20 protein-coding genes and 1 riboswitch are annotated in these 24,937 nt (G+C 45.2%); of the genes, 10 read left to right on the plus strand and 10 right to left on the minus strand.

Features of this window, described 5'->3' with window-relative positions; translation table 11 throughout:
* Positions 1 to 61: 61 nt before the first annotated feature.
* The 4 genes from QYT14_RS14135 (at position 62) to QYT14_RS14150 (ending at position 4,040) form a co-directional block, all read left to right on the plus strand.
* On the plus strand, positions 62 to 904 hold the full coding sequence (locus tag QYT14_RS14135) for a prephenate dehydratase (protein WP_237039661.1): 843 nt from the start codon (positions 62 to 64) through the stop codon (positions 902 to 904).
* Positions 879 to 2,063, plus strand: a complete 1,185-nt coding sequence (locus tag QYT14_RS14140) for an aminotransferase class I/II-fold pyridoxal phosphate-dependent enzyme (RefSeq protein ID WP_288325264.1) — start codon at positions 879 to 881, stop codon at positions 2,061 to 2,063. The genes QYT14_RS14135 and QYT14_RS14140 overlap by 26 nt, the downstream gene beginning before the upstream one ends.
* A 131-nt stretch (positions 2,064 to 2,194) precedes the next feature.
* Positions 2,195 to 3,262 carry a bifunctional 3-deoxy-7-phosphoheptulonate synthase/chorismate mutase type II gene (locus QYT14_RS14145; protein WP_237039663.1) on the plus strand — a complete coding sequence of 356 codons (1,068 nt, stop codon included), beginning with the start codon at positions 2,195 to 2,197 and terminating at the stop codon, positions 3,260 to 3,262.
* Between the two features lie 4 nt (positions 3,263 to 3,266).
* The gene (locus tag QYT14_RS14150) at positions 3,267 to 4,040 is read left to right on the plus strand and encodes a prephenate dehydrogenase/arogenate dehydrogenase family protein (RefSeq protein WP_237039664.1); all 774 of its coding nucleotides are present in this window, start codon (positions 3,267 to 3,269) and stop codon (positions 4,038 to 4,040) included.
* A 70-nt stretch (positions 4,041 to 4,110) separates the two neighbouring features.
* Here the strand turns inward: QYT14_RS14150 and QYT14_RS14155 are convergent, their stop codons facing one another.
* Genes QYT14_RS14155 through QYT14_RS14165 form a run of 3 tightly spaced genes read right to left on the minus strand, consistent with a single transcriptional unit; the run spans position 4,111 to position 5,952 of the window.
* Entirely contained in the window at positions 4,111 to 4,698 is a 588-nt protein-coding gene (locus QYT14_RS14155; protein ID WP_288325266.1) for a hypothetical protein, read from the minus strand.
* Complete coding sequence (locus QYT14_RS14160) at positions 4,698 to 4,979, minus strand: DUF2089 family protein (RefSeq protein WP_288325268.1); 282 nt, start codon at positions 4,977 to 4,979, stop codon at positions 4,698 to 4,700. Before QYT14_RS14160 ends, QYT14_RS14155 begins: the two co-directional genes overlap by 1 nt.
* Position 4,980: 1 nt before the next feature.
* On the minus strand, positions 4,981 to 5,952 hold the full coding sequence (locus QYT14_RS14165) for an alpha/beta fold hydrolase (protein WP_288325269.1): 972 nt from the start codon (positions 5,950 to 5,952) through the stop codon (positions 4,981 to 4,983).
* A 376-nt stretch (positions 5,953 to 6,328) separates the two neighbouring features.
* On the opposite strand from QYT14_RS14165, the gene QYT14_RS14170 reads away from it, so the two are divergent.
* From QYT14_RS14170 to QYT14_RS14195, 6 genes are all read left to right on the plus strand, one after another.
* Positions 6,329 to 7,348, plus strand: coding sequence for an acyltransferase family protein (locus QYT14_RS14170; RefSeq protein WP_288325271.1), 1,020 nt, complete (start codon positions 6,329 to 6,331; stop codon positions 7,346 to 7,348).
* Between the two features lie 68 nt (positions 7,349 to 7,416).
* A riboswitch (cobalamin riboswitch) is annotated at positions 7,417 to 7,640 on the plus strand.
* 63 nt (positions 7,641 to 7,703) lie between these two features.
* The gene (locus QYT14_RS14175) at positions 7,704 to 9,725 is read left to right on the plus strand and encodes a TonB-dependent receptor (RefSeq protein ID WP_288325272.1); all 2,022 of its coding nucleotides are present in this window, start codon (positions 7,704 to 7,706) and stop codon (positions 9,723 to 9,725) included.
* A 33-nt stretch (positions 9,726 to 9,758) separates the two neighbouring features.
* On the plus strand, positions 9,759 to 10,847 hold the full coding sequence (locus QYT14_RS14180; protein WP_288325274.1) for a hypothetical protein: 1,089 nt from the start codon (positions 9,759 to 9,761) through the stop codon (positions 10,845 to 10,847).
* Between the two features lie 3 nt (positions 10,848 to 10,850).
* Positions 10,851 to 11,987, plus strand: a complete 1,137-nt coding sequence (locus tag QYT14_RS14185) for an ABC transporter substrate-binding protein (protein ID WP_288325275.1) — start codon at positions 10,851 to 10,853, stop codon at positions 11,985 to 11,987.
* A gap of 112 nt (positions 11,988 to 12,099) precedes the next feature.
* Positions 12,100 to 13,131, plus strand: a complete 1,032-nt coding sequence (locus QYT14_RS14190) for an iron ABC transporter permease (RefSeq protein WP_237039672.1) — start codon at positions 12,100 to 12,102, stop codon at positions 13,129 to 13,131.
* Positions 13,131 to 14,138 carry an ABC transporter ATP-binding protein gene (locus QYT14_RS14195; RefSeq protein WP_288325276.1) on the plus strand — a complete coding sequence of 336 codons (1,008 nt, stop codon included), beginning with the start codon at positions 13,131 to 13,133 and terminating at the stop codon, positions 14,136 to 14,138. Before QYT14_RS14190 ends, QYT14_RS14195 begins: the two co-directional genes overlap by 1 nt.
* A gap of 228 nt (positions 14,139 to 14,366) precedes the next feature.
* Here the strand turns inward: QYT14_RS14195 and QYT14_RS14200 are convergent, their stop codons facing one another.
* The 7 genes from QYT14_RS14200 to QYT14_RS14230 form a co-directional block, all read right to left on the minus strand.
* A complete protein-coding gene (locus tag QYT14_RS14200; protein ID WP_288325277.1) occupies positions 14,367 to 14,936 on the minus strand; it encodes a hypothetical protein in 570 nt (189 codons plus the stop codon).
* Between the two features lie 12 nt (positions 14,937 to 14,948).
* Positions 14,949 to 15,443 carry a sigma-70 family RNA polymerase sigma factor gene (locus tag QYT14_RS14205; RefSeq protein ID WP_288325278.1) on the minus strand — a complete coding sequence of 165 codons (495 nt, stop codon included), beginning with the start codon at positions 15,441 to 15,443 and terminating at the stop codon, positions 14,949 to 14,951.
* A 377-nt stretch (positions 15,444 to 15,820) separates the two neighbouring features.
* Positions 15,821 to 17,785, minus strand: a complete 1,965-nt coding sequence (locus QYT14_RS14210; RefSeq protein ID WP_288325279.1) for a HAMP domain-containing sensor histidine kinase — start codon at positions 17,783 to 17,785, stop codon at positions 15,821 to 15,823.
* A gap of 136 nt (positions 17,786 to 17,921) precedes the next feature.
* Entirely contained in the window at positions 17,922 to 19,223 is a 1,302-nt protein-coding gene (gene thrC, locus QYT14_RS14215) for a threonine synthase (protein ID WP_288325280.1), read from the minus strand.
* A 15-nt stretch (positions 19,224 to 19,238) separates the two neighbouring features.
* Complete coding sequence (locus QYT14_RS14220; RefSeq protein ID WP_288325281.1) at positions 19,239 to 20,468, minus strand: cofactor-independent phosphoglycerate mutase; 1,230 nt, start codon at positions 20,466 to 20,468, stop codon at positions 19,239 to 19,241.
* Positions 20,469 to 20,472: 4 nt separating this feature from the next.
* Positions 20,473 to 22,905: a bifunctional aspartate kinase/homoserine dehydrogenase I gene (gene thrA / locus QYT14_RS14225; RefSeq protein WP_237039679.1), complete on the minus strand. Its 2,433-nt coding sequence runs from the start codon at positions 22,903 to 22,905 to the stop codon at positions 20,473 to 20,475.
* Positions 22,906 to 23,386: 481 nt separating this feature from the next.
* The gene (locus QYT14_RS14230; RefSeq protein ID WP_288325282.1) at positions 23,387 to 24,532 is read right to left on the minus strand and encodes a 6-bladed beta-propeller; all 1,146 of its coding nucleotides are present in this window, start codon (positions 24,530 to 24,532) and stop codon (positions 23,387 to 23,389) included.
* Positions 24,533 to 24,937 lie beyond the last annotated feature (405 nt).

A 24,937-nucleotide genomic window follows, 5' to 3' on the forward strand; every position in this document is an offset into this window, starting at 1 on the left:
GATAATAACAACGAAATCCCGCTTCCGGCAGAAGCGGGATTTTTTTATAATATATATACGAATGAAAAAGATAGCAATACAAGGTGTACCGGGCTCATATCACGACATCGCCGCCCACAAGTTCTTCCCCGGGGAAGAAATCGAACTAATCTGCTGTTCCACGTTCGAAGAAATCTTTGCGAACATGAAGCAGGATAGTAATGTGATTGGTATGCTCGCCATCGAGAACACCATTGCAGGCAGCTTGCTGCACAACTACGAGTTACTGCGCGAAAGCGGAATGACCATTGTCGGCGAACATAAACTGCGCATCAAACACAGCTTCATGTGCTTGCCGGACGACAATTGGGAAACACTGATAGAAGTCAACTCACACCCCGTCGCCTTAGCGCAATGCCGCGAATTCCTGATGCAACATCCCAAGCTGAAAATTGTGGAAACGGAAGATACGGCAGGAAGTGCGGAAGCCATCAAACGGGAAAATCTGAAAGGACATGCCGCCATCTGCTCCAGATATGCCGCCGATTTGTACGGAATGAAGGTATTGGAAGAAGGCATCGAAACAAACAAACACAACTTCACCCGTTTCCTGGTAGTGGCCGACCCATGGAAAGCCGATGACCTGCGTGAACGTTCGAAAGTGAACAAAGCCAACATCGTTTTCTCCCTCCCTCATAACGAAGGAAGTCTGTCGCAAGTGCTCTCTATCTTTTCTTTCTATAAAATAAACCTGACCAAAATTCAATCATTACCGATTATAGGCCGCGAATGGGAATATCTGTTCTATGTAGACGTGCTCTTCAATGATTATTTGAGATACAAGCAGTCTATCGACGCCGTTTCACCATTAACAAAAGAACTTAAAATATTAGGAGAATATGCAGAAGGAACATCAACCATATAATATTCAGCCGGCAGACCGCCTGGCGAATGTTAGCGAATACTACTTCAGCCGTAAACTGAAAGAAGTGGCACAGATGAATGCCGAAGGTAAAAACGTAATCAGCCTGGGTATCGGAAGCCCTGATATGCCTCCTTCGGAAGAAACCGTCAATGTGTTGTGCGAACAGGCAAAGCGTCCTGATGTGCACGGATACCAACCCACTGTCGGCATTCCCGAACTACGCAAAGCCATGGCCGACTGGTACAAACGATGGTATAATGTAGAGCTTAATCCGGCAACCGAAATCCAACCCCTGATTGGTTCGAAAGAAGGCATCCTGCATGTTACGCTGGCATTAGTCAATCCGGGTGACCAAGTGTTGGTTCCAAATCCGGGCTATCCCACTTACACCTCTTTAAATAAGATACTGGGAAGTGAGATTGTGAACTATAACCTGCGCGAAGACAACCATTGGCAACCCGACTTTGAGGAACTGGAACAGATGGACTTGAGCCGTGTCAAGATTATGTGGACCAACTATCCCAATATGCCGACCGGAGCGAACGCCACCATGGAACTATATGAAAAGCTGGTTGACTTTGCACGCCGCCACAACATCGTGATTGTAAACGACAACCCATACAGTTTTATCCTGAACAAGAAACCGTTGAGCATCCTCAATGTACCCGGCGCCAAAGAATGTTGTATCGAATTCAACTCTATGAGCAAGAGCCACAATATGCCCGGCTGGCGTGTAGGAATGCTCGCCACCAATGCACAGTTCGTACAATGGATATTGAAAATCAAGAGCAATATAGACTCTGGCACTTTCCGTCCCATGCAACTGGCAGCCGCACAAGCTTACAACAACAGCGTGGAATGGCACGAAGAAGCCAACATCAATGTATATAGCCGCCGCCGTCGGCTGGCAGAAGAGATAATGAAAGTGCTCGGCTGTACTTTTGACTCCAACCAAGTAGGCATGTTCCTCTGGGGACGCATCCCCGATTCCTACAATGATGTGGAAGAGCTGACCGAGAAGGTATTGCACGAAGCACGTGTGTTCATCACTCCGGGCTTTATCTTCGGAAGCAACGGCAAACGCTATATCCGCATCTCGCTTTGCGCCAAAGAAGAAAAGCTGGCCGAAGCGCTGGAAAGAATTAAAAAGATAATGTAATAATACCAATCAAATCCTGTCATTCCGAATGAAATGAACAACTTGAATACGGCCGCTATGTGTTTACAGATTCTTTTCTAATTATTCAGAATGACAAAGACATAGAAGAAACAACAAAACAAGATAACCTTATGGAACTAGAATTAAAACCTATCGAACTTCCGGGAATTGAAAAGAAACGCCCGATGATTATCGCCGGCCCATGCAGTGCCGAAACAGAACAACAAGTTATGGATACAGCCGTCATGCTGGCCAATAAAGGTATTAAGATTTTCCGTGCCGGCATCTGGAAGCCGCGTACCAAGCCAGGTGGCTTCGAGGGTATCGGCGTGGACGGTCTTGCATGGCTGAAACGCGTGAAACAAGAAACCGGTATGTATGTTGCCACCGAAGTGGCTACTGCCAAGCACGTTTATGAATGTCTGAAGGCCGGTATCGACGTGCTTTGGATTGGTGCACGCACCACTGCCAACCCATTCGCTGTGCAGGAAATAGCCGATGCACTGAAAGGTGTGGATATTCCTATCTTGATAAAAAACCCGGTCAACCCTGACCTTGAATTATGGATTGGTGCTTTAGAGCGTATCAACAATGCAGGTTTGAAGCAATTGGGTGCTATCCACCGCGGATTCTCTTCTTACGATAAAAAGATTTACCGTAACCTACCGCAGTGGCATATTCCTATCGAGTTGCGCCGCCGCATTCCCGAACTACCTATTTTCTGTGACCCCAGCCATATCGGTGGCAAGCGCGAGCTGGTGGCTCCCCTCTGCCAACAGGCGATGGACTTGGGTTTTGACGGTTTAATAGTAGAGTCACACTGCAATCCCGACTGTGCATGGAGCGACGCTTCACAGCAGGTAACCCCCGATGTGCTGGACTATATCCTGAATCTGCTGGTTATCCGCAAAGAAACACAGACAACCGAAAATCTGGGTGAGCTGCGTAACCAAATCGATGATTGCGACAATGAGATTATCGAGGTATTGGCCAAACGTATGCGTGTCTGCCGCGAAATCGGTACATTCAAGAAAGAACATGATATGACCATCCTGCAGACAGGCCGTTACAATGAAATTCTGGACAAGCGCGGCGCACAAGGCTCACTGTGCGGCATGGACTCAGACTTCATTAAAAAAGTATTCGAAGCCATCCACGAAGAAAGTGTAAGGCAACAAATGGAAATCATAAATAAATAAACCGATGAGAATATTAATCTTAGGAGCCGGCAAAATGGGCTCCTTCTTTACCGATGTATTAAGCTTCCAGCACGAAACTGCCGTATTTGATGTTGACCCGAAACGTCTTCGTTTCGTTTACAACACCTACCGATATACCACACTCGAAGAGATTGAAGAATTCAAGCCCGAACTGGTTATCAATGCGGCTACCGTAAAATATACATTGGATGCTTTTCATCAAGTATTGCCCGCTCTCCCCAAGGATTGCATTATCAGCGATATTGCTTCGGTAAAAACCGGACTGAAGGAGTTCTATGACCAATGCGGTTTCCGCTACGTGTCTACCCACCCCATGTTCGGCCCTACATTTGCCAACCTTGACAAACTAAGTACCGAAAATGCCATCATCATCAGCGAAGGCGACCATCTGGGTAAAATCTTCTTCAAAGACTTGTACCAGAACCTCGGCCTGAACATCTTCGAATATACCTTCGACGAGCACGATGAGACTGTGGCCTATTCGCTGTCCATCCCATTTGTTTCCACTTTCGTTTTTGCGGCAGTGATGAAGCATCAGGATGCTCCGGGAACGACTTTCAAGCGTCACATGAAGATAGCCAAAGGAGTATTGAGCGAAGACGACTATTTGTTGCAGGAAATTTTATTCAATCCCCGCACCCCTGCACAAGTAGAAGGTATCCGTACAGAGCTGAACGAGCTGTTGGATATCATCAACAACAAAGATGCTGCGGGGATGCGTGCCTATCTTAGCAAGATTCGAGAGAAGATTAAATAACGCATCTGTATAGATGGAAGGGGGTGCCACAGTTCCAACCAAACTTCTGGCATCCCCCTTTCTTATTTCATCAATACAAATAACTTATCAACATACGGCACAACACATCACCGCCCAAAATGCCGACAAGAGCCACTGCCCACAAATGCCAGCGCTTCAAGTTGCACGACACTTTCAGAGCGTTAAACAGCCACACAAGGGTAAGCAGCAGAAACGGAATACCCAACAATGACAGAATCATAGCCGGCAGGATAAAAGGCTGCGCCAGCAGTTCCTGAGGAGACATGCTCATGTCCATGTTTGCCATCATCTGCATGGGAGGTGCCAAATAAATTAAAGTCATCCCGAGCAAAGGCAGCTCTGCAAACAATACGGTCCCCAACACATCGATGGGCCGAATGCGGGAACGCGAGAATATTTTGCCGCCCAGATAAAACAACAAAGCAGGTATCAGCCACACTATCAGATGCTCTGCCAGATAACACCACCAGGCAGGGTTGGGCGCCTGACCGAAATGAAGCAACCCATGATAATGATAGCCGGCATAATAACATATTACAGTAGAAACCACCAGCCCCAACGCTCCCCATGCCAATGCCCGCGCACCGGCAATCTGTATAAACGGATTCACCGCTTTGTCTATCATTTTATTTCCCATTATTCATTCATTTTAGAAAGTTTGTCAATTAAATCGTCCAAGATATTTCTCACCGTGGGATAACTGACGCCCATGCTTTTCGCCATGTCCTTCAAGCTTCCGCTCGATTTGACAAAGTCAAGAATAAACTGTTGCTCTTTATCCGAAAGCCGCGCCAGCACAGGCAGTTCAAAGTCTCCGCACACCTCCGTATGGCACTCCTCGCAAAAAAGTCTTCCCACCCTCAACGGCGCATCGCACGCAGGGCATTGCAACGGCAGACGTTTCTTCATTTCTCCCATATCATTTCAGACCTTTCACAAATGTGCTGACAGAAGTTATCAAAGTACTGTTCACCGGCAGAGAAGGATTTCCGTAAGTCGGCATCTGCTGCTGCATGGCCTTCGACTCACAGTCTTTCAACACATGGTTCATCTTGTCAATCAAAACCACCTCGGCAGTCGGGCAACCCTTCTTCAGAAGTTCGGCATCTTCCACCGCTACCTGAATATCATTTTTACCCTGAACGATGAGAACCGGCACTTTGACAGAAGCAATCACCGTCTGGGGATTATACTTGAACCAGGAAATCATGTAGGGCTGGACAGAAGCCCGATATAATGATTGCAGATAAGCCGGCACGTCACTCACTTCCTTACCGTTTTTCAAGGCCTCGTTGATGGATGCCACCTCTTTCTGCACCGTTTCCGGAGTCTGTTGAGCGGCCACTTGCGCCTCTATTATCTCGTAGGCAGGACGGCCCGCACCGGCAATCGAGATATAGCCTTTCACCTTCGGCCGGTTCTGACAGGCCAGCATTCCAATCAACGCCCCTTCACTGTGCCCCGCCACCGTGATTGTAGTAAAACGTTTCTCTTTCGACAGGTAATCAATCCAGCCCGTCACATCATTCACGTAATCTTCAAAACGAAGTTTCGCTTCCTCCTTACCTGCCGACGCACTGGTTCCTATCCCGCGCTTGTCAAAGCGCAAAGAAGCGATGCCGTTTGCCGCCAAACCTTCTGCAAGGAACTTCAAGGAATTATTTCTCAAGTTGCCAACGGCTGAGTTACCGTCCATATCCGTAGGTCCGGAACCGGCTATGACAAGCACCACCGGACAGGTTTTCACCCCACCGGGAAAAAGCAGTTTCCCTTTGATTTGTCCTTCCTTGGTGTTCAGCACCACATTTTCTTCCAAAGGAAGCACCTGCGCCCGACCATAAAGGACGCACAAGAGAAACAGACCAGCTAAAATTAAATTCAACTGTTTCATATATTTCACATTTAAAGATGATTCATTGGACAAATGTACCTATTATATTGAATAAAACAAATTAATAATTGAATATTATTAACCACCAGTTTAATTATATTCAACACGGTCCGAATTTATCTTCAGTATGAACTGACAATTATATCTGCGCGACTAAGCTGTCAAGACGAAGACATCTTATCGTTTCAGCCGGGTGACACTGTCGTTCCACCCGGCTGAAATTATCATGTCACCAAGGTGAAACGGCAGTTCTACCCGGCTGAAACGGCGAAGACATCCTAATAAACCGAGAAAGGCTTATTATTAGACTGCCAAAAACTTGTATATATCCCATTTTATTACGAATATTGCAACCGCAAAAGAACTTGATAAGACTATGATTACACCTCGAAAGACCCGTATCCCCTATTTGGATTTCTTAAAATTCTTCGCCATTGCCAGTGTATTGTTGGGACACTCCGTGGAACAAACCACCGGAAATGATTTTTGGGACAACCCCATCTGGAGTTTCATTTACACCTATCACATGCCCTTGTTCATGTTGCTGTGCGGGTATTTCTTCGGTTCCTCGCTCAACTTATCTTTCGGTGAGTTGGTGAAGAAAAAGTTTGTCCAACTGGTCATCCCTTCCCTTTCCGCTTTCGTCATCATGTATGTGTTTGTCACACTCAGCGGATACAATCCCTGCCCCGAACTGATGGACTTCAGTTGGCTCGGCTTCTTCAACACGATATGGTTCCTCAAGTGCGTCTTTTTCTGCTACCTTATCGGCTACATTGCCCTCAAATCCTTACGCCGCTTATGGGCGGCAGTCCTGGTTTCCGTTGTCCTTTTCACCATCCTGCCCTTGGGCAATGTAGATAACATCAACTTCATGCTGCCCATGTTTTGGCTCGGTTACTTCTGCCAGAAAGAACAAGAAGTGATTAACCGGCATCGCAGCCGGTTGCTGATTGCAAGCCTCATCTCCTTTGCCGCCCTGCTTCCTTTCTGGTCGGGCAGACTCACTGTATATATGGTTCCCATCCAAGTGGTGGACTGGGCTAACGGCACTGTGGACTGGACAAACTTAAATATCACCGTCTACCGCATGGTTATCGGCATGGCGGGCAGTATGGTCTTCTTTTTATCGGCACCGTGGGTGTACAGCAAGATAGAACACGGGCGCCTCACCCCTACATTGAACAACGTAGGAAAATGCACTTTGGGAATCTACTGGGTACAAACCTTCCTGCTGGAGTGCACGCTGCACGGACTGGGCTTCTACATCGGCACCGCCGGAAGCTTTATTGTAGGTCCCACGGTAGCGACACTAGAACTGATTCTTTGTTATCAAGTAGTTTTGCTGCTGAAAAAGAACCGTTACACCCGCCTGCTCTTGCTGGGGGAGAAATAAACCTGCAACGGATTAATTCATAAGAAAGCAAATTTTCATCATTTTCCTTTTCTTATTCATCCAAACAAACTATCTTTGCCACGTTTTGTTCCGCATACCTCCGACCGATGCGAGGAAGCGGATGAAAAGGGAATCAGGTGCAAGTCCTGAACAGTCCCGCTGCTGTAAGCTCCATCTACCCTGAAAAGATAGGTTTACTTATCACTCACGCCACTGCTTGTATATATAATAAGGTGGGAAGGCAAGTAAACAGGAGTAAGTCAGAAGACCTGCAAAACGTAAAGTCATCGACCGTCGCTTTCGAGGAAAGAGCAGCGGTAAGAATGCGGTATTTATTCATTAATACTTTTTTAAAATGAGAGAAAACAACCAGGCTTATAAGCTATGGCTTTGTCTATTTTGCAGCTTTCTCCTATTGCCGTTTGATATGCAGGCACAGGAGAAAAGAGATTCCATTACCGGAAAGGTGCATAAAATAGATGAAGTCACGGTAACTGCCAAACGTCCGCCTGCCAAAATAACAACCGGCAGCCCTGTACAACTTATCAACAAGGAAGATATAAAGAACCTGGGATTACAGAACATGGCAGATGCCGTAAGGCGTTTTGCCGGAACCAACGTCCGCGATTACGGAGGCATAGGCGGTCTGAAGACCGTTTCCGTCCGCAATTTAGGGGCTGCACACACAGCTGTCAGCTACGACGGAGTAGTTGTCAGCAACAGTCAGGCAGGACAAATCGATATAGGGCGTTTCTCCCTCGACAATGTATCCTCTCTGTCATTAGCAATCGGACAAGATGAGAATCTGCTGCAACCGGCCCGTCTGTATGCTTCGGCAGGAGTACTCAGCATTGAAACAGAGAAACCCGTCTTCGAGAACGGGAAATCCTCTCTGTCACAAATACAAATCCGGGGAGGAGCCTTCGGCCACATAGCCCCATCCATACGCAGATGGCAAAAGTTGGGAGAACACACCAGCCTGTCGGCCGATGCATCCTTTATGCGTGCCGACGGTAATTATCCCTTCACACTAGAAAACGGAAAATACATCACTCAAGAGAAAAGAAACAATTCGGATATTAATACATGGCAGGGAGAGGCCAATCTGTTTCATACTTTCCATGACGAAAGTACGTTGGATGTGAAAGCCTATTATTTTTATTCCAAACGAGGACTGCCCGGTGCCGTCATTCTATACAACCCAAAGGCAGAAGAACGCTTGTGGGACGAGAATTTCTTTACCCAAGCCCGCTATAAGAAAAGCTTCTCGCCCAAATGGACTTTGCAGGCGCAAGCCAAGTTCAACCATTCATGGAACAAATACGAAGATACAGATGTGAAGTATGAAAACGGGAAGCAGACCGACATCAACCGTCAGGATGAATATTATCTGTCCGCCGCCGTACTTTATCGTCCCGTCAAAGGTCTGGAATTATCGCTCGCGCAAGACGGATTCATCAATACCCTTCACACCAATATCAACGACAGCCCCAACCCGGTGAGATACTCCTCACTCACAGCCCTCAATGCACGTTACCAATGGAGACGTATCAAGCTATCGGGAACATTGGTGGGGACTTTCATTACGGAAGAAGTAAAAGCAGGGAATACTCCCGACGACCGGAAACGCCTGTCGCCCACCCTGTCTGTTTCCATTCAGCCATGGAAAGAAGAACAATTATACGTCCGCGCAATGTATAAGAATACGTTCCGCGTACCTACCTTCAATGACCTTTATTATCTACGCATAGGAAATACCTCCTTACGCCCGGAAAAGGCACGCGAATATAATATAGGTGTCACTTGGAACGGCAAGCCGTTTTCGTTCACCGATTTCCTTTCTGTCACTCTCGACGGATATTATAATGAAGTAACCGATAAAATAGTGGCCTTTCCCAGCACTTATGTATGGAAAATGCAGAATTACGGCACGGTACATATCACCGGACTCGATGCGACAATTGCCACCTCCATACCGGTCTGCCCTCACATAAACGTAGGATTAAGCGGCAATTACTCTTGGCAAAAAGCAATAGATATGACAAATCCTGATGCCAAGAATTATAAAGACCAACTGCCCTATACGCCTCAGCATAGCGGCAATGCTTCGGCTACTATCGAAACTCCCTGGATTAATGTGGGATACAGTCTGACAGGAGTGAGCGAACGCTATTACATGGCACAGAATATTCCGGTGAATAAGATAGACGGTTATGTAGAGCACACAGCCACTTTATGGCGGGAGTTCCCGATGAAAGGCTGTCACCTCCGCCTTCAGGCAGAAGTTATCAACCTCACTGACAAACAATATGATGTTATCAAATATTATCCCATGCCCGGACGTTCCTGGCGCATAACGGGAGTATTAAGATTTTAAACAATATAAATGTCTAACTTTTAAATATTAATTATGAAACTAAGAAGTCTATTTTTTGGTACACTGTGTATGTTAATGCTGGGTGTTTCATTCACCTCATGTAGTGATGATGACGATGACAGCAAAAAAAACGATGAAGGTTCGAAGGTGGAATTGCCTGAAAACCGTGTCTATATTTTGAATATGGGATCTTATCAAAAAAACAATGCCGGCATCACATTCTATGCTCCGAACAAATCCCTAGATGTCATTGATGACATTTTCTTCAAGCAAAACAATGCCAAATTGGGCGATACGGGACAAGATATGATAAGCTACAATAACCATATCTACGTGGCTGTGTATGGTTCAAAATACATCACCAAACTGAATGAGGCTTGTGTAGAACTGAAACGCTATGAATTTACAGATGAACAAGGGCAGCCACGCTGCATGGTTGCCGAGAATGGAAAAATCTATGTAACCCTGACTAGCGGAAATGTAGCGCGTTTGGATGCCAATACATTAGCCTTCGAAAAGATGGTTGCTGTCGGTAAAAATCCGGAAGGCATTATTGAAGAAGATGGAAAACTGTATCTGGTAAATTCAGGATTCGGCTATGACAACCGTTTGTCTATTATTGATATCAATACATTTGATAAAGCAGAAAACATTGAAATATTCCAAAATCCGAAAAAGATTCTGGAAGCAGGAGACAAACTGTTTATTCAAGGTTACGGTAGCAATGACTATAACAATTATCCTTATCCTGTGGTTCTCTTCGACCCGATAACCAAGACGTATAAAGAAATAGGTAAAGGCGTCTATATGGCAGAACATGACGATATAGTATATGTCATCTATTCTGAAACGAACTATGCAGACAACACTTCCACACACACATTATACTCTTACAATGCCAAGACCAACGAGAAAGTAGAAAAAGCATTCGTGCAAATGCCCGATAAGCTAAAGACAAGCATCATCACCATGTTGAGCATTAATCCTGAAAATGGAGATTTCTACATTGGCGCAGGAGACTATACCACCAACGGAGACATCTACCGTTTCAAAAAAGATGGTACTTTCATTGAAAAGTTCGAATGTGGCATAGCTCCTAAAGCAGCCTTATTTATTGACTAACCAATGAAACAATATTCTCTCTTTATTCACCTGATGCTTTCGGTCTTGCTTCTTTCCGCCTGCGGCGGAAGAAGCAAGACTTCTTCTGCTTCTATTACAGAAGAAGCAATTCCTTTGCGTTATGCAGAGAACCTCAGCCTGTCTGCAACCGAAGACTATACCATCGCCCGGCTGCGTAATCCATGGGATACGACCCGCATACTGCATACCTACGTCTTGGTTGACAAAGAAAAGCCCCTGCCTGCCGACTTGCCGGAAGGGACGCTTGTCCGCACTCCATTGAGCAAGGCCGTTGTTTACTCATCCGTACATTGCGGATTGCTCAATCAGATTGGCGCTTTGAAAAGTATCGGAGGAGTCTGTGATTTGAAGTATATCAAACTGCAAGAAGTGCAGGATGGCTGCCGCACAGGAAGCATCGCCGATGTAGGGGACGGCATGAACCCGGATATAGAAAAGATGATTGACCTGCACCCCGATGCCATTATGCTCTCCCCCTTTGAGAACAGCGGCGGATACGGACGAGTGGAGAAACTCAACATTCCCATTATCGAATGTGCAGACTATATGGAAACTTCGGCATTGGGACGTGCCGAATGGACACGCTTTTACGGACTTCTGTTCGGGCGGACGCAACAAGCAGACAGCTTGTTTGCGGAAGTGGAAAAGAACTATCAGGAGCTGAAAGCATTGGTTGCCCCCCTTTCATCCGCACCGAGTGTAATCAGCGAACTGAAAAACGGTTCGGCATGGTATGTTCCGGGAGGGAAAAGCACTTCGGCGCAGCTATATGCAGATGCAGGAGCCAATTATGTGTTTGCTGCAGACGAACATAGCGGTTCCGTTCCTCTTGCTTTCGAAACGGTATTTGATAAAGGCCAGAATGCTGACTTTTGGCTCATCAAATATAATCAGGCCATTGACAAGACTTATAAAGAATTGAAACAGGATTATGCTCCATACGCCGGCTTCCGTGCTTACAAGGAACGGAAGATTTACGGATGCAACACCAATAAAGTCTCCCTTTATGAAGATTATCCTTTCCATCCCGACTGGTTGCTGAAAGATTTGATAAAAATCTTCCATCCTACGCTTTTAGAAGGGTATGAATTAAAATATTTCACTAAATTAGCGGAGTAAACTTCTGTGGAGCAGGTTTTGCCTGTCCGAATGCATTCCCGAATGTATCTTTCTGTATGCATTCGGGAATGCATTCGGACACATGGGTCCGCCCCTACGGTAACAAAACAAAATGAGAAATAAAGGAACGAAATACGGCATCATACTGCTGCTCCTTATCCTTGCATTGATAGGAGCTAACCTGCTGTTCGGCTCGGTGAACATCCCTGCCGAAGCGGTGGGACACATCCTTTTGGGTAATGAAGTAGAAAAGGCAAGTTGGAGTTTCATTGTCTGGGAATCCCGCCTGCCACAAGCCATCACTGCCCTGCTTTGTGGAATGGCACTCGCTACATCGGGACTGATGTTGCAAACCACCTTCAATAATCCATTGGCCGATCCTTCCATTTTGGGTATCAGTTCGGGAGCCAGCCTGGGAGTAGCGTTGGTCATGCTGGCGGGAGCCGGTACAATCACTGCCGGCGCGTTTACCCTCTCCGGTTTCATTTCTGTCATTATCGGCGCATTCATCGGTTCCATGATAGTGATGGGGATTATTCTTTTCTTCTCCACCTTGATAAAGAACAGCATCATGCTGCTTATTATAGGAATTATGATTGGCTATATCACCTCGTCTGCCATTTCCCTGCTCAATTTCTTCGCCACGGCAGAAGGAGTACACTCTTATATGATTTGGGGGATGGGCAACTTCGGAGGAGTATCCTTACAGCAACTTCCCTTCTTTTCCGTAGTCACCGCAGCGGGGCTGCTGATTACCATCCTCTTGATTAAACCCCTGAATGCCCTGTTGCTGGGCACCCGATATGCCGAAAACCTGGGAATCAACATCCGTCGCACCCGCAACCTGCTGCTTATCGCCACCGGACTGCTGACAGCCATCACCACCGCTTTCTGTGGGCCTATCTCTTTTATCGGACTAGCTGTGCCGCATATTGCCCGCCTGATGCTGGGAACATCCAACCACAACTCGCTGCTGCCTGTCACCATGCTGACAGGAGGAGCCATTGCACTGCTCTGCAACTTCATCTGTATTCTGCCGGGCGAAGCCGGTATCATTCCGCTGAATGCCGTGACTCCTGTCATCGGTGCGCCCATTATCATTTATGTTATCGTAAACCAACGTAAAATTCAATATTTCAATTAATGAAGAAGCATGCAGTCATCACCGCAACGGATTTATGTATCGGTTATCGCACCCATAAAGAAGAAAAGAAAGTGCACGAACATCTTTCTTTCCGACTCTATCCGGGCGAACTGACCAGCCTGCTTGGAGCGAACGGAGCCGGCAAATCAACTTTACTCCGTACATTGTCTGCCTCGCAACCCTCATTGGCAGGAGATTTGCAATTACTGGACAAACCTTTACACCACTATTCAGAAAAAGAACGTTCACGCACCATTGGCGTGGTTTTGACAGACAAGACACAGGCCGGAGGATTGACCGTATATGAACTGGTAGCCTTGGGACGCCAACCGCATACAGGCTTCTTCGGACGCTTGCATCGGCATGACCATCTCATTATCAAAGAAGCATTGGAAGCCGTAGGCATTGCCCACAAAGCCGAAAGCTATACTGCGGAGCTTTCGGACGGGGAACGGCAAAAGGTAATGATAGCCAAGGCATTGGTACAAGAGTGTCCGCTGATTATATTGGATGAGCCGACTGCTTTTCTGGATGTGGTAAGCCGTATTGAAATTATGACCTTGCTGCACAAACTGGCTGTAGAGCAGAACAAAGCGATTCTGCTGTCTACCCATGACATTGAACAAGCCTTGGTGCTGTCCGACAAACTTTGGCTGCTGTCCAAGGAACAAGGATTGCAATGTGGAACGACGGAAGATGTGATTCTCAGCCATCGAATGGAGACTTTATTCTCACATGAGAATATTCTGTTTGATTACAATCACGGCATCTACTATCCAAGAGTGGATGGGAAGAAAGGAATCAGGGTAGAAGCCAGGAATGATACTCTGCTGCATTGGACAATCAATGCACTGAACCGCCACGGTTATACCTGTCTGCTATCCAAAGAAAAGAACCCGAACACGCCTCACCTCCTTGCATTATCGCCTGACAAGCTGGTACTTACATGGGAAGGGGAAACACAAACGTATTCCTCCTTCGAAAGTTTATTGACACAGTTCTATTAAAAGATTCAAATTCTTCAGACTGCCTGAGGTATTCCAACAGGCAGACCAAGCCTTTTCTGACTAAAGATTAAGGGATTACTTGCAGTCACCTACTATGTGTCCCACTACAGCATAACATACGTCCTGCTACAGTGGGATGTACGTCCTGATGCAATGGAACGTAGTAATCTTCCGTATAAGAATCCTTAGCCCACCTATAAGAATCCCTTAACCTGACCGGCACAGGAACTAATCCAACTCATCATCCAACGCTTCCCGCATTGCTTTTATTTCTCCCTTGATTCGTCTGCGGACTCTAAATCCTATATACAGACCGATTAGCAAGCCACAAAAAGCACCATAAAGGGCATAGACTTCATGTAACAAATACAACTCTACTATAAAGCAGACCAGCACCGGAACAGCCAGGGATATTCCAAAAAGCATGCCCGTCTTTTGATATTTCTCTAATTTATAGGTGGCAATCAAAGCCTCTTTCACCGTCATCCGTTTGTAATCCAAGCGGGCGAGTTTCCACCATATAAAGCCTTTGTGGGCAGCCATGACCATAAAGAACACAAAGAACATATATACTGTCCAGTCCGGAAATCCTTCCACATTTCGTTGTATCATCACTATCCAGAATGGAGTCATCAGGCATATACTTGTCATCATCTGATATTCCCTTATCAACCGTTGCTGTGAAGAGACTGCACGATTCTGTGTAATCCGACTCACCGGCGCCTCGTTCTCCGATTCCAGTTTATCCATCTGTTTATCCATCATTTTCCAACCTTTTTTCAATTCTTCCAGTTCCATAGTTACTCCTTTCTATTGATTTGCCAATCCATTTAATTTTTCCTTAATCCGCTTCAATTTCGAAGCAATATTATTGCGCGAGATACCGGTGATTTCGGCAATCTCTTCATACGACCGTTCGTCCAGCCACAACAGAATGATGGCTTTCTCCAAACGGTTGAGCTGACTGATGAGCCGGTACATCTCGCGCAGATGTACCGCTTTCTCATCGCTCTCATCAATCATCAAGTCGAACAGGCTTTCCAACGACATAGTATCCGTAATCTTACTGTGTTTGCGATAGAATGATATACAAGTATTCAGACTCACCCGATAAATCCAGGAGGAAATCTTCGCTTCTCCTTTAAAACTTCGGAATCCTTGCCACAGGTGTATCAAAACCTCCTGATGCAAATCTTTCAAATGCTCCTCGTCTGTGGCATAGAGATAGCAGACCTTGTAAATCAGTCTTCCATACTCTTTTATCAGAGTCAGAAACGCTTGCTCATTCTCCTTTTCTCCTTTCATATTCTCCTTTTTTACATAAGACGCAACCTTTCCCGAATAGTTGCAAAGGGGGGTGTCAAAACAAAAATGCCCCTTCCGAAAAGTGACAGATTGTAACTGCCAAACTTAAAAGAGCCATATCGAACTCTATTTCGAGTAATGATACGACTCCTTCTCTTGCTTTTTAGGATGCCCAAGTTTCAGATTAAAAGTCCTTCTTTGGTTTAACTTAGTTTTGATACACCCTCCCTGTTTAGTTTATAAACAACTTCGCATAGAGTATAAACAGACAGATGACAAGTGTCTGGGAAAAGCCCAAACGGTTAGTTGACCGTATTCCGGAACAAATAAAAATCCTTCCGCCCCTCTTACCGAACAGCGGTATAAAATGAAGTATCTTAAACTTTATCGGCAGGGAGAGTGAACACCATCCGGCAGCCTTCCTTATAATCAGAGTCAATCATAATCTGTCCTCCCAATAATTGTGCAGCCAGCCGACTGATAGCCAGTCCGAGCCCTGTACCCTGAGTAAATTCATCTACTTTGGTAAAACGCTCGAACACCCACTCCTGCTTGTCTTCGGGTATGCCGATGCCGGTGTCTGTCACCACTATCTCTATATGCTGTGCATCCATCGACAAATGGCAATCCAACGTTATTTTCCCTCGAGTAGTAAACTTGATTGCATTCAGCAATAAATTATCAAGTACTGTCGCTATCAGTTTTGAGTCAGAACAAACAGGATATTCATTTTTCCAAGAGTCGAACAACAATTCCACCTCTGGCTTTAAGTCGTCTTTCACACGTTTCAACGCCAAAGAACATAAATCGTTTATGCTGACCGGAATCTTCTTAATCTCTTTATCCATTGTATCAAGAGTAGAAAGCTCCAGAACATCCCCTACTAGTTTCAACAGGTTATTACTGTTTTCCGTTATCACGCTTGCATACGTTTTCATGTCCTCCTGACCTCTCAGTTCCTCGACAAGCACTTGTGAAAAACCTACAATAGAGTTAAGAGGCGTTCTTATCTCATGACTCATGTTTTGAATAAAAGCACTCTTCATGCGACTGGCATTCTCGGCACGCTCCTTCTCTTTGACAATAATCTTATCAGCTTCAGTCAATGCCATATTCTTCCGGCGCAAATCAAACTCAGAATGACGCAAACGCCTGTTCAGTCTCCACAGCTTAAAAGTAAACACACACATCACTAGAATAAAGATTCCCAATCCTATCAAAGATACATAGGTCGTATGCAACTTATGTCTGCTCATGGCAAGCTCCAACTCACTGTTTTCTTTATTAAGACGTGAAACATCCATGATTGTCGCAAACTCTTCCAAAGACACTTGGGCATCCCGTCTTTCCAGCGAATCACGCAACTGAATGTATAAACTGTATTGCTCATTCGCTTCCTTTTCACGACCGGGAACCATTTGAAGAGCTTCCGCTTTTACCTTTAAAAAGCGCAACTGATCCACTCTGCTTTTATCATAAGACGACTCATATAATTCCACTATTTTACTATACTCTCCGGTCAACCAATAATAATATGTTTTAATATCACACAAATCATTGCCCATATCAGGAAGGTTTAAAGCTTCCGCCTTCCGGATAAGCTGTTCTACTTGCCGCGCATTTCCTTTCTTCCACCAATAAAAAGCATCACTTTTCATGACTGAAAACTCTTGGGAAGGACGTTTCACCGCTACGTATGCTTTTTCCAATATGGGCTTGGCTTCTTCTGTCTTATTCAGATTTATCATATCATGAGCCAAAGTAGCGTATATCAGACTAAGGTTAAAGTCTTCAATGTCGTATTGTTCTATCAGTTCTACCACCTTCTTTTGATATTCATAAGCCAATTGAACATTATTTTTCAGGCTATAGACATTCCTCATTGACTTATAACAAGAAATCAGTCCGGGCATATAATTCTCTTTTGTGGCTTCTTCCTGCATAGTTTTCAATTCCAGCAAAGCCAAATTGAATTGTTTCTTTATAATATAGCCCTCTATGTATCTTCCCCATATCCAATAATAATACTTAGGCTGACCGGTCTGTCTGGCAAAATGCTTCACCTCTTCCGAATAGTAGCGAAGGCTGTCCATATCCATTCCACAGAAATAAAAATAACTGGCCTTATGACACAGGGCGGCCGCCTGCGTACGTTTATCTCCCAATTTTTCAGCCATTCTAAAAAGAGTATCAGCCGCTTGAAGAATCCCGGGTGTCCTGCTGATTCTCTCACACCTTTGATAATAAACAAAGAGCGTACTGTCCATGTTAAACTGATTATTTTGTGCAGTCAGAGAAAATACACAAAGCAGGAATATCAAAAAGGGGAATAACCTTTTCATAAAACAATGATTTTAGTAAATTCACAAATGTAGTTAATATTAAGAGATTACCATCCTCTTTTGCATAAAAAAAGACTCCACCACTTTATTTACATTCTGCTGTGAAGTCTTTTCCTAATATATATTTACAGAGAAATTATTCTTTCATCAAATAAGCCTTGAAGCTATCAAAGTCTTTATCCATCGGAATACTCTGCTTGGTTCCTTTCATGAACTCCTGCAGCTTGGCGGGAATCTCCACTTTGCCGCCAATGATAGCTTCCACTGTTTCAAGGAACTTTGCCGGATGCGCCGTTTCAAGAAAGACACCGGTCTCGCCCGGTTGCAAGCTTTCCGAGAGGGCGCGATAACCACAAGCTCCGTGCGGATCGAGCAAATAGCCTGTTTCCCGATAGGCTTCCTTCACTGTTTCGCGAATCTGTTCATCTGTATAGGTCGCACCCGAGATTTCCGCTGTAATGGCAGCGTGATTGTTATCGTACAATGCCAGTACGCGAGCAAAGTTACTGGGGTCGCCCACATCCATTGCATTGGCAATGGTAGCGATGGAAGGACGCGGATTGTATTTTCCGGTCTGCAAGTATTGATAGAAGATATCGTTCCGATTGTTGGCTGCTATAAAGCGTTTCACAGGCAAACCCATACGCTTTCCGAACAGACCGGCCGTAATATTGCCAAAGTTACCGCTAGGCACACATACCACCATCTGATTCGCCTTTCCTTCTTTCTTCAACTGCGCGTATGCATAGAAATAATAGAATGCCTGAGGCAGGAAGCGGGCCACGTTAATAGAATTTGCCGAAGTCAGTTTCATGTGCGCATTCAAGTCAGCATCCATAAACGCATTCTTTACCAATGCCTGACAATCGTCAAACGTACCGTCCACTTCCAAAGCCGTAATATTCTGTCCCAGCGTAGTGAACTGCTTTTCCTGAATTTCGCTGACCTTTCCTTTCGGATAAAGCACATACACATGGATACCTTCCACTCCGAGGAAGCCATTGGCTACTGCACTGCCGGTATCTCCCGAAGTAGCGACCAGGACATTCACCTGCTTCTGCCCTTCTTTTTTAATGAAGTAACCCAGCAAACGGGCCATGAACCGTCCGCCCACATCTTTAAAAGCCAAGGTAGGGCCATGAAACAATTCCAATGAGTAAATATTATCCTTCACCTTTACGGCAGGAACATCAAAACCCAACGTATCATAAACAATTTGTTTCAATGTATCGGCCGGCACATCCTCGCCAAAGAAAGCATCAGCTACCCGATAGGCTATTTCCTGAAAAGACAGGTGTTCTATGTTATCATAAAATTCTTTCGGCAACATTTTAATAGCTTCGGGCATAAATAAACCTTTGTCGGAAGCCAGCCCCTTCACAACAGCTTCTTCCAATGAAGTAGCCGGGGCCTGATGATTGGTACTATAATATTTCATAATATAGATTGTTTTTTAATCGTTATGCAGCGCAGGGGCTGCCATAAACTCGTTCATAAACTCATCTTCTTTCATCACTCCGTAACTGCCTTCCACACAAGCCACCTCGTCAAATGTCTGTACATTGTCCGGCTCTATGCCCGGATAATAAATGAGGAAAGGCACCGGCTCAGCAGTATGTGTACGCAGTTCGCAAGGTGTGGGATGATCGGGAAGCACAGCTATGGCAACCGGTTCCGTCCAATCTTTTACCGCCTCATAGATAGGACCGACAGCCCGCTTGTCCAGATTTTCAATCGTGAGCTGCTTCAACTTAAAATCCCCCTCATGCCCCGCCTCGTCACTGGCTTCGATATGCAGATATACAAAGTCGTCTGTCCGAAGCGCTTCCAATGCGGCGGCAACCTTGTTTTCATAATTTGTATCATAGAGCCCTGTTGCCCCTTGCACTGTGATGCGGCGCAATCCGGCATAATATCCGATTCCGTTAATCAAATCGACAGCCGAAATGACCGCACCTTTCCTGATGTCCGGATACTTCTCTGCCAATGGTTCCATCTGCGGACGATAGCCCGGACTCCACGGCCAAATGCTGTTGGCGGGGTCTTTACCTTCGGTTATACGCTTCTTGTTAATGGGATGTTCAGCCAGCAATTCTTGAGATTTCAGGATAAGGGCATTTATCAGTTCTGCCGTTTCCTGTGCTTCCGGCACCTCGGCCTTCACCATCAGCGGACGGAAAGGTTTCAACGGAACGTCATGGGGAGGCGTGCAATCCAAATGCTTATTGCCTCCTTTTATCACCAATAAATGACGGTATTGCACCCCTGTATAGAAATGAATGCGGTCTGTGCCCAACTTCTCTTCCAAATAGTTAATCAACACATCAGCTTCTTCGGTGGTGATATGACCGGCAGAATGATTCTTTATATTATCTCCTTCAATGCAGATAATATTGCAACGCATCGCCATGTCACCCGGTTGCAGGTCTACTCCGATGCTCGCCGCTTCCAACGGACCGCGCCCTTCATACACTTTCGGCAGATTATAGCCCATAACCGACATATTCGCCACTTCGCTGCCCGGATGGAAACCCGGTGCAACGGTCATCAGCCTTCCGGTACGTCCCATACGGGCAAGCTTGTCCATATAGGGTGTAGCAGCATATTGAAGCAATGTTTTATTTCCCAATGATTCAGCCGGCCAGTCGGCCATACCGTCACCCAGAATAATAATGTGTTTCATAAGCCTAAATGTTTGCGATACTCATGATGTCGGCAAATACTCCGGCAGCAGTAACACTGGCACCGGCACCGTATCCTTGTATCATCATTGGATATTCTTTATATCGTTCGGTGGTAAGCAGGATAATATTATTACTGCCTTCCAATCCATAGAACGGATGTTTGCTGTCTACTTCCTGCAGAGACACGCTGCCTTTACCGTTTTCCAGTTTCGCAACGAAGCGCCAACGCTTATTCTCGTTTTCCAACTTCTGACGACGAGCCTCAAAATCAGCATCCAGCGACGGGACTTTCTTCCAGAACTCTTCCAAAGCCCCTTCAAAGAAATCATTCGGTACAAAAAGATGTTTTTCCACATCTGTCTGTTCCAACTTGTATCCGGCCTCGCGCGCCAAGATAACCAACTTGCGGATTACGTCTTTTCCACTCAGGTCGATGCGCGGGTCAGGCTCCGAATAACGTTCTTCCTGTGCCATCTTGATGGTTTGGCTGAAAGGCACGTCTGCACTAATCTTATTAAAGATATAGTTTAAAGTTCCACTGAGCACCGCTTCTATCTTCAAAATCTTATCACCACTATTTATCAAGTCATTGATGGTATTGATAATCGGCAGCCCCGCACCCACATTTGTCTCAAACAAGAACTTCACTCCCCGTTTGCGAGCTATTTGCTTCAACTCGCTATAAATGGAATAATCCGATGAAGCGGCAATCTTATTGGCTGCCACTACAGAGATATTATGCATCAGGAACTCTTTATAAAGAGAAGCTACTTCGGCACTTGCCGTACAATCCACAAAAACAGAATTGAAAATATTCATGCCGATAATCTCGTCATGCAGCACACCGGCAGAAGACGGAATTCCTTTTTCTTCCATCTCTTCCCTATAGGAAGCAAGGTCAATGCCCGCACGTGTGAAGAGTGCACGATGCCCATCGGCAATGCCCACTACCTTCAGCTTCAAACCACGTTCCTGCATCAACTTCTGTTGCTGGCAACGGATTTGTTCTATCAGGCTGCCGCCTACCGTACCGGTACCACAGATAAACAAGTTCAATACCTGATACTCCGACAAGAAGAACGAGTCATGAATGACGTTCAAAGATTTGCGAAGAGACTTAGCCTCTACCACAAAAGAGATATTGGTTTCGGAAGCACCTTGCGCACAAGCTATCACGCTGATACCGTTACGTCCCAATGTTCCAAAGAGCTTTCCGGCAATACCCGGCGTATGCTTCATGTTCTCGCCTACAATTGCAATAGTAGCCAAATTCATCTCAGCCACCACCGGACTGATTTCACCCATTTCTATCTCTTTTGCAAATTCCTCATTCAGCACCTCACAAGCCAATGCAGCATCCTGATTACGGACACCGATGGAAGTGCTGTTCTCTGAAGAAGCCTGAGACACCATGAACACACTGATGCCATTCTGCGCCAATGCCTTAAAGATGCGAAAGTTGACGCCGATTACTCCCACCATGCCCAAGCCTGTCACCGTAATCAGGCTGGTATCATTGATAGACGAAATACCTTTAATGGCCTTTGAGCCTGAATCGACTTCCTGCTTGATAATGGTTCCGGGGGCCTCGGGGTTAAAGGTGTTTTTTATCAGAATAGGAATATTCTTGTGACACACCGGATAGATAGTCGGCGGATAAACCACTTTCGCACCAAAGTTGCAAAGCTCCATAGCCTCTACATAACTCAGCTCATTTATGGTATAAGCAGTGCTGATGACACGCGGGTCGGCAGTCATAAAGCCGTCCACATCCGTCCATATCTCCAGACTGCCGGCATTCAGAGATGCGGCAATGATGGAAGCTGTATAATCCGAACCGCCACGTCCCAAATTAGTCACTTCTCCGCTATTCTTGTCAGTAGATATAAAACCGGGCACCAGTGCCACCTGCGGAATTTCATCAAATGTTTCTTTCACCAACGAAGTGGTCAGTTCCGAATCCAGAATATGCTTGGCATGTTTCTTCTCAGTCTTGATAAAGTTGCGCGAATCATACCACACAGCTCCCTTTATCAGCGTTGCCGCAATAATAGACGACAAACGTTCACCGTAGCTCACGATAGTTGCAGAAGTCTTGGAAGACAAATCTTTAATCAGATAAATACCTTGAAAGATATCTTTCAACTCGCTCAGCAGTTCATTGACCTTATCCAGCAATACGGTGCGTCCTTCGCCCGCCGGAATAACGGTGTACACCATCTCAATGTGACGGTTCACTATCTCACGATACTCTTTTTCATACTCCGCATCGCCATTAGCTGCCATTTGCGAAGTATTGATTAACTTGTCAGTGATGCCACCCAAAGCAGATACCACTACGATTACAGGCTCTTCGGCAGCCTCTACTATCTGTTTGACTTTTAAAATACTGTCCACGGAACCTACGGACGTTCCGCCGAATTTCATTACTTTCATGCAATTACCTATTTTGTTCCGGCTCTTTTCCCCTGCATTATCATCTCCTTTTCAGTTCAGGACACTATATAACACGTCTTCAGTAACGGAATAAGCCGTATCTGTTTACAATAAAATAAAATTAAATGCTGTTTTTGCTTACGTCCGTAAGCGTGTATCACGTAGAAACACTATATACTATCCTTAACCCCGAGGGGTCATTGTTGTGGATGTAGACATGGAGGTCATCATGCGCCCCATCCCAAAAGTAGTTGTATGCAGATAGTACATTGTCATTTTATAACCGTTCTTTCCTTTTTGTTTGAACGATGCAAATATAAAAACTATTTCTTACAATCTATCACGAATCTCGTTTTTTTTGAGAAAAACAGTAAGAATTACTCTTTTAATAACAGAAATAAGACAAAAAGAAGTACAAAAACCGTCTTTCACAAGCGTTTTTATTGTGAAAGACGGCAATGACAACCAAGCAATGAGCAAATCACTTCTTCAGTTTACCGATAAACATGACATTGTTATCGTTTTCGTCCAATGATTCAAGCAAGCCTTTCAGCAACTCTTTGTCTTTGTCGGTACAATCGGGTGCGGCCATACGTTTTTCTATGTTTTCCATCAGCACTGCCGGCTCATACATGGCAAAGAACCAACCGTTAGTGAAATTCATCGGTGCAGGAAGACCGCCAAAATAGTCATTCACCAACTTCACATAGTGTGAATTATTGTTCTTGTTGTCTACCACAATAGTTCCTTTACCCCAGACCGTAGCAAGATATTTCCCGGGAAGTTCATCGTAAATCAGGAATACATCTTCTCCCACAGGAGGATTGGACAAGGCAAACTGTGCTTCTATCTTGTTGGCAGCAGCATTATAATTATATAATGTATCGACAGGCATCATCATGTATTTGAAGCCTTCCACATTATTACAACTCCATATTTCGTTATTAAAGCCAACGAAGCTACCGTTTTTATCACGTGGATTTATAGCCTGCCCAGCCGTCGGTATATACTTGGTGATAGTGCTATCCGGCGTAATAACAGCCCCCATCATTTCACTCATACCCTGAAAACAGAGATGAACAAGAGATATACTTCCATCGGGGTTGAGTGACAGTTTAGGTTTGTTGAGCCTTTCCCCTAAATCATAATCTGTCACAAAGGTGCCGTCCAGGTTATACTTCAATATTTTAGTGCTTCCGGCAAACGGGGCAAGGTATATCGCCTTATTCTTCTCATCAATCAATTCACTATACAACGAGCCTGCATATTCGCCGGGCCCCTGTCCCATCGCTCCTATGTCATGCAGAAATTTCCCTTTATGATTAAACAACTTAAATACGCCTCCGCTTTGGCGGATTCCGATATAGTTGTCGGTGATAGCCGGCCACCACATTTTAAACAGTGCCGTATCGACATTTTCAAACCTCACCAACTGGCAATCTTCCACCCACTCGCTCAGAGGCACATTCAGGGTATCCTTTACTTTCGCAAAATCACATAGTGTGAGTGTATTGCCATTCTGTTCTAATCTTGTAATGGTGCCATCGTCTTTCGATGACGGGCCACAAGCTGCAAGAAGGGCGGTCGCCAGTATTGCAGTACTCATCAACAACTTTGTTCTTTTCATAATAGTACGATTTTTTAGTAGATTGTCCAAATGTAAGAAACATATTCCGAAGAAACAAACAATTATCGCTTTTTCTTCATACATTAATTATAAAAGCCAAATTCCTGTTTCTATTTTCAAATCTCTGACTGTCTGTTTCTTACTTATCCCTTAATTATTCCGGCAAAGCATATCATCGTCCCGCCAAGCACGTTTCTGCAGAATCATTGAAACAGAAATAGTTCGGTTGTCTGCCTATGCTCTCCTATCGTTTCTCGTCCTATACCGTTTGCCAGACGAACCGTTCAGTATTGCTTCGCCACGGAGGTGAAGAGATTTAACCACGGAGGTGGTTAACATTAATCACAGAGGTGGTTAGACTTAACCACCTCCGTGGTGAAGCAATATCGAACTAAGATGACAGAC

The sequence above is a fragment of the uncultured Phocaeicola sp. genome, assembly GCF_948499155.1.
Lineage (GTDB): Bacteria > Bacteroidota > Bacteroidia > Bacteroidales > Bacteroidaceae > Phocaeicola > Phocaeicola faecalis.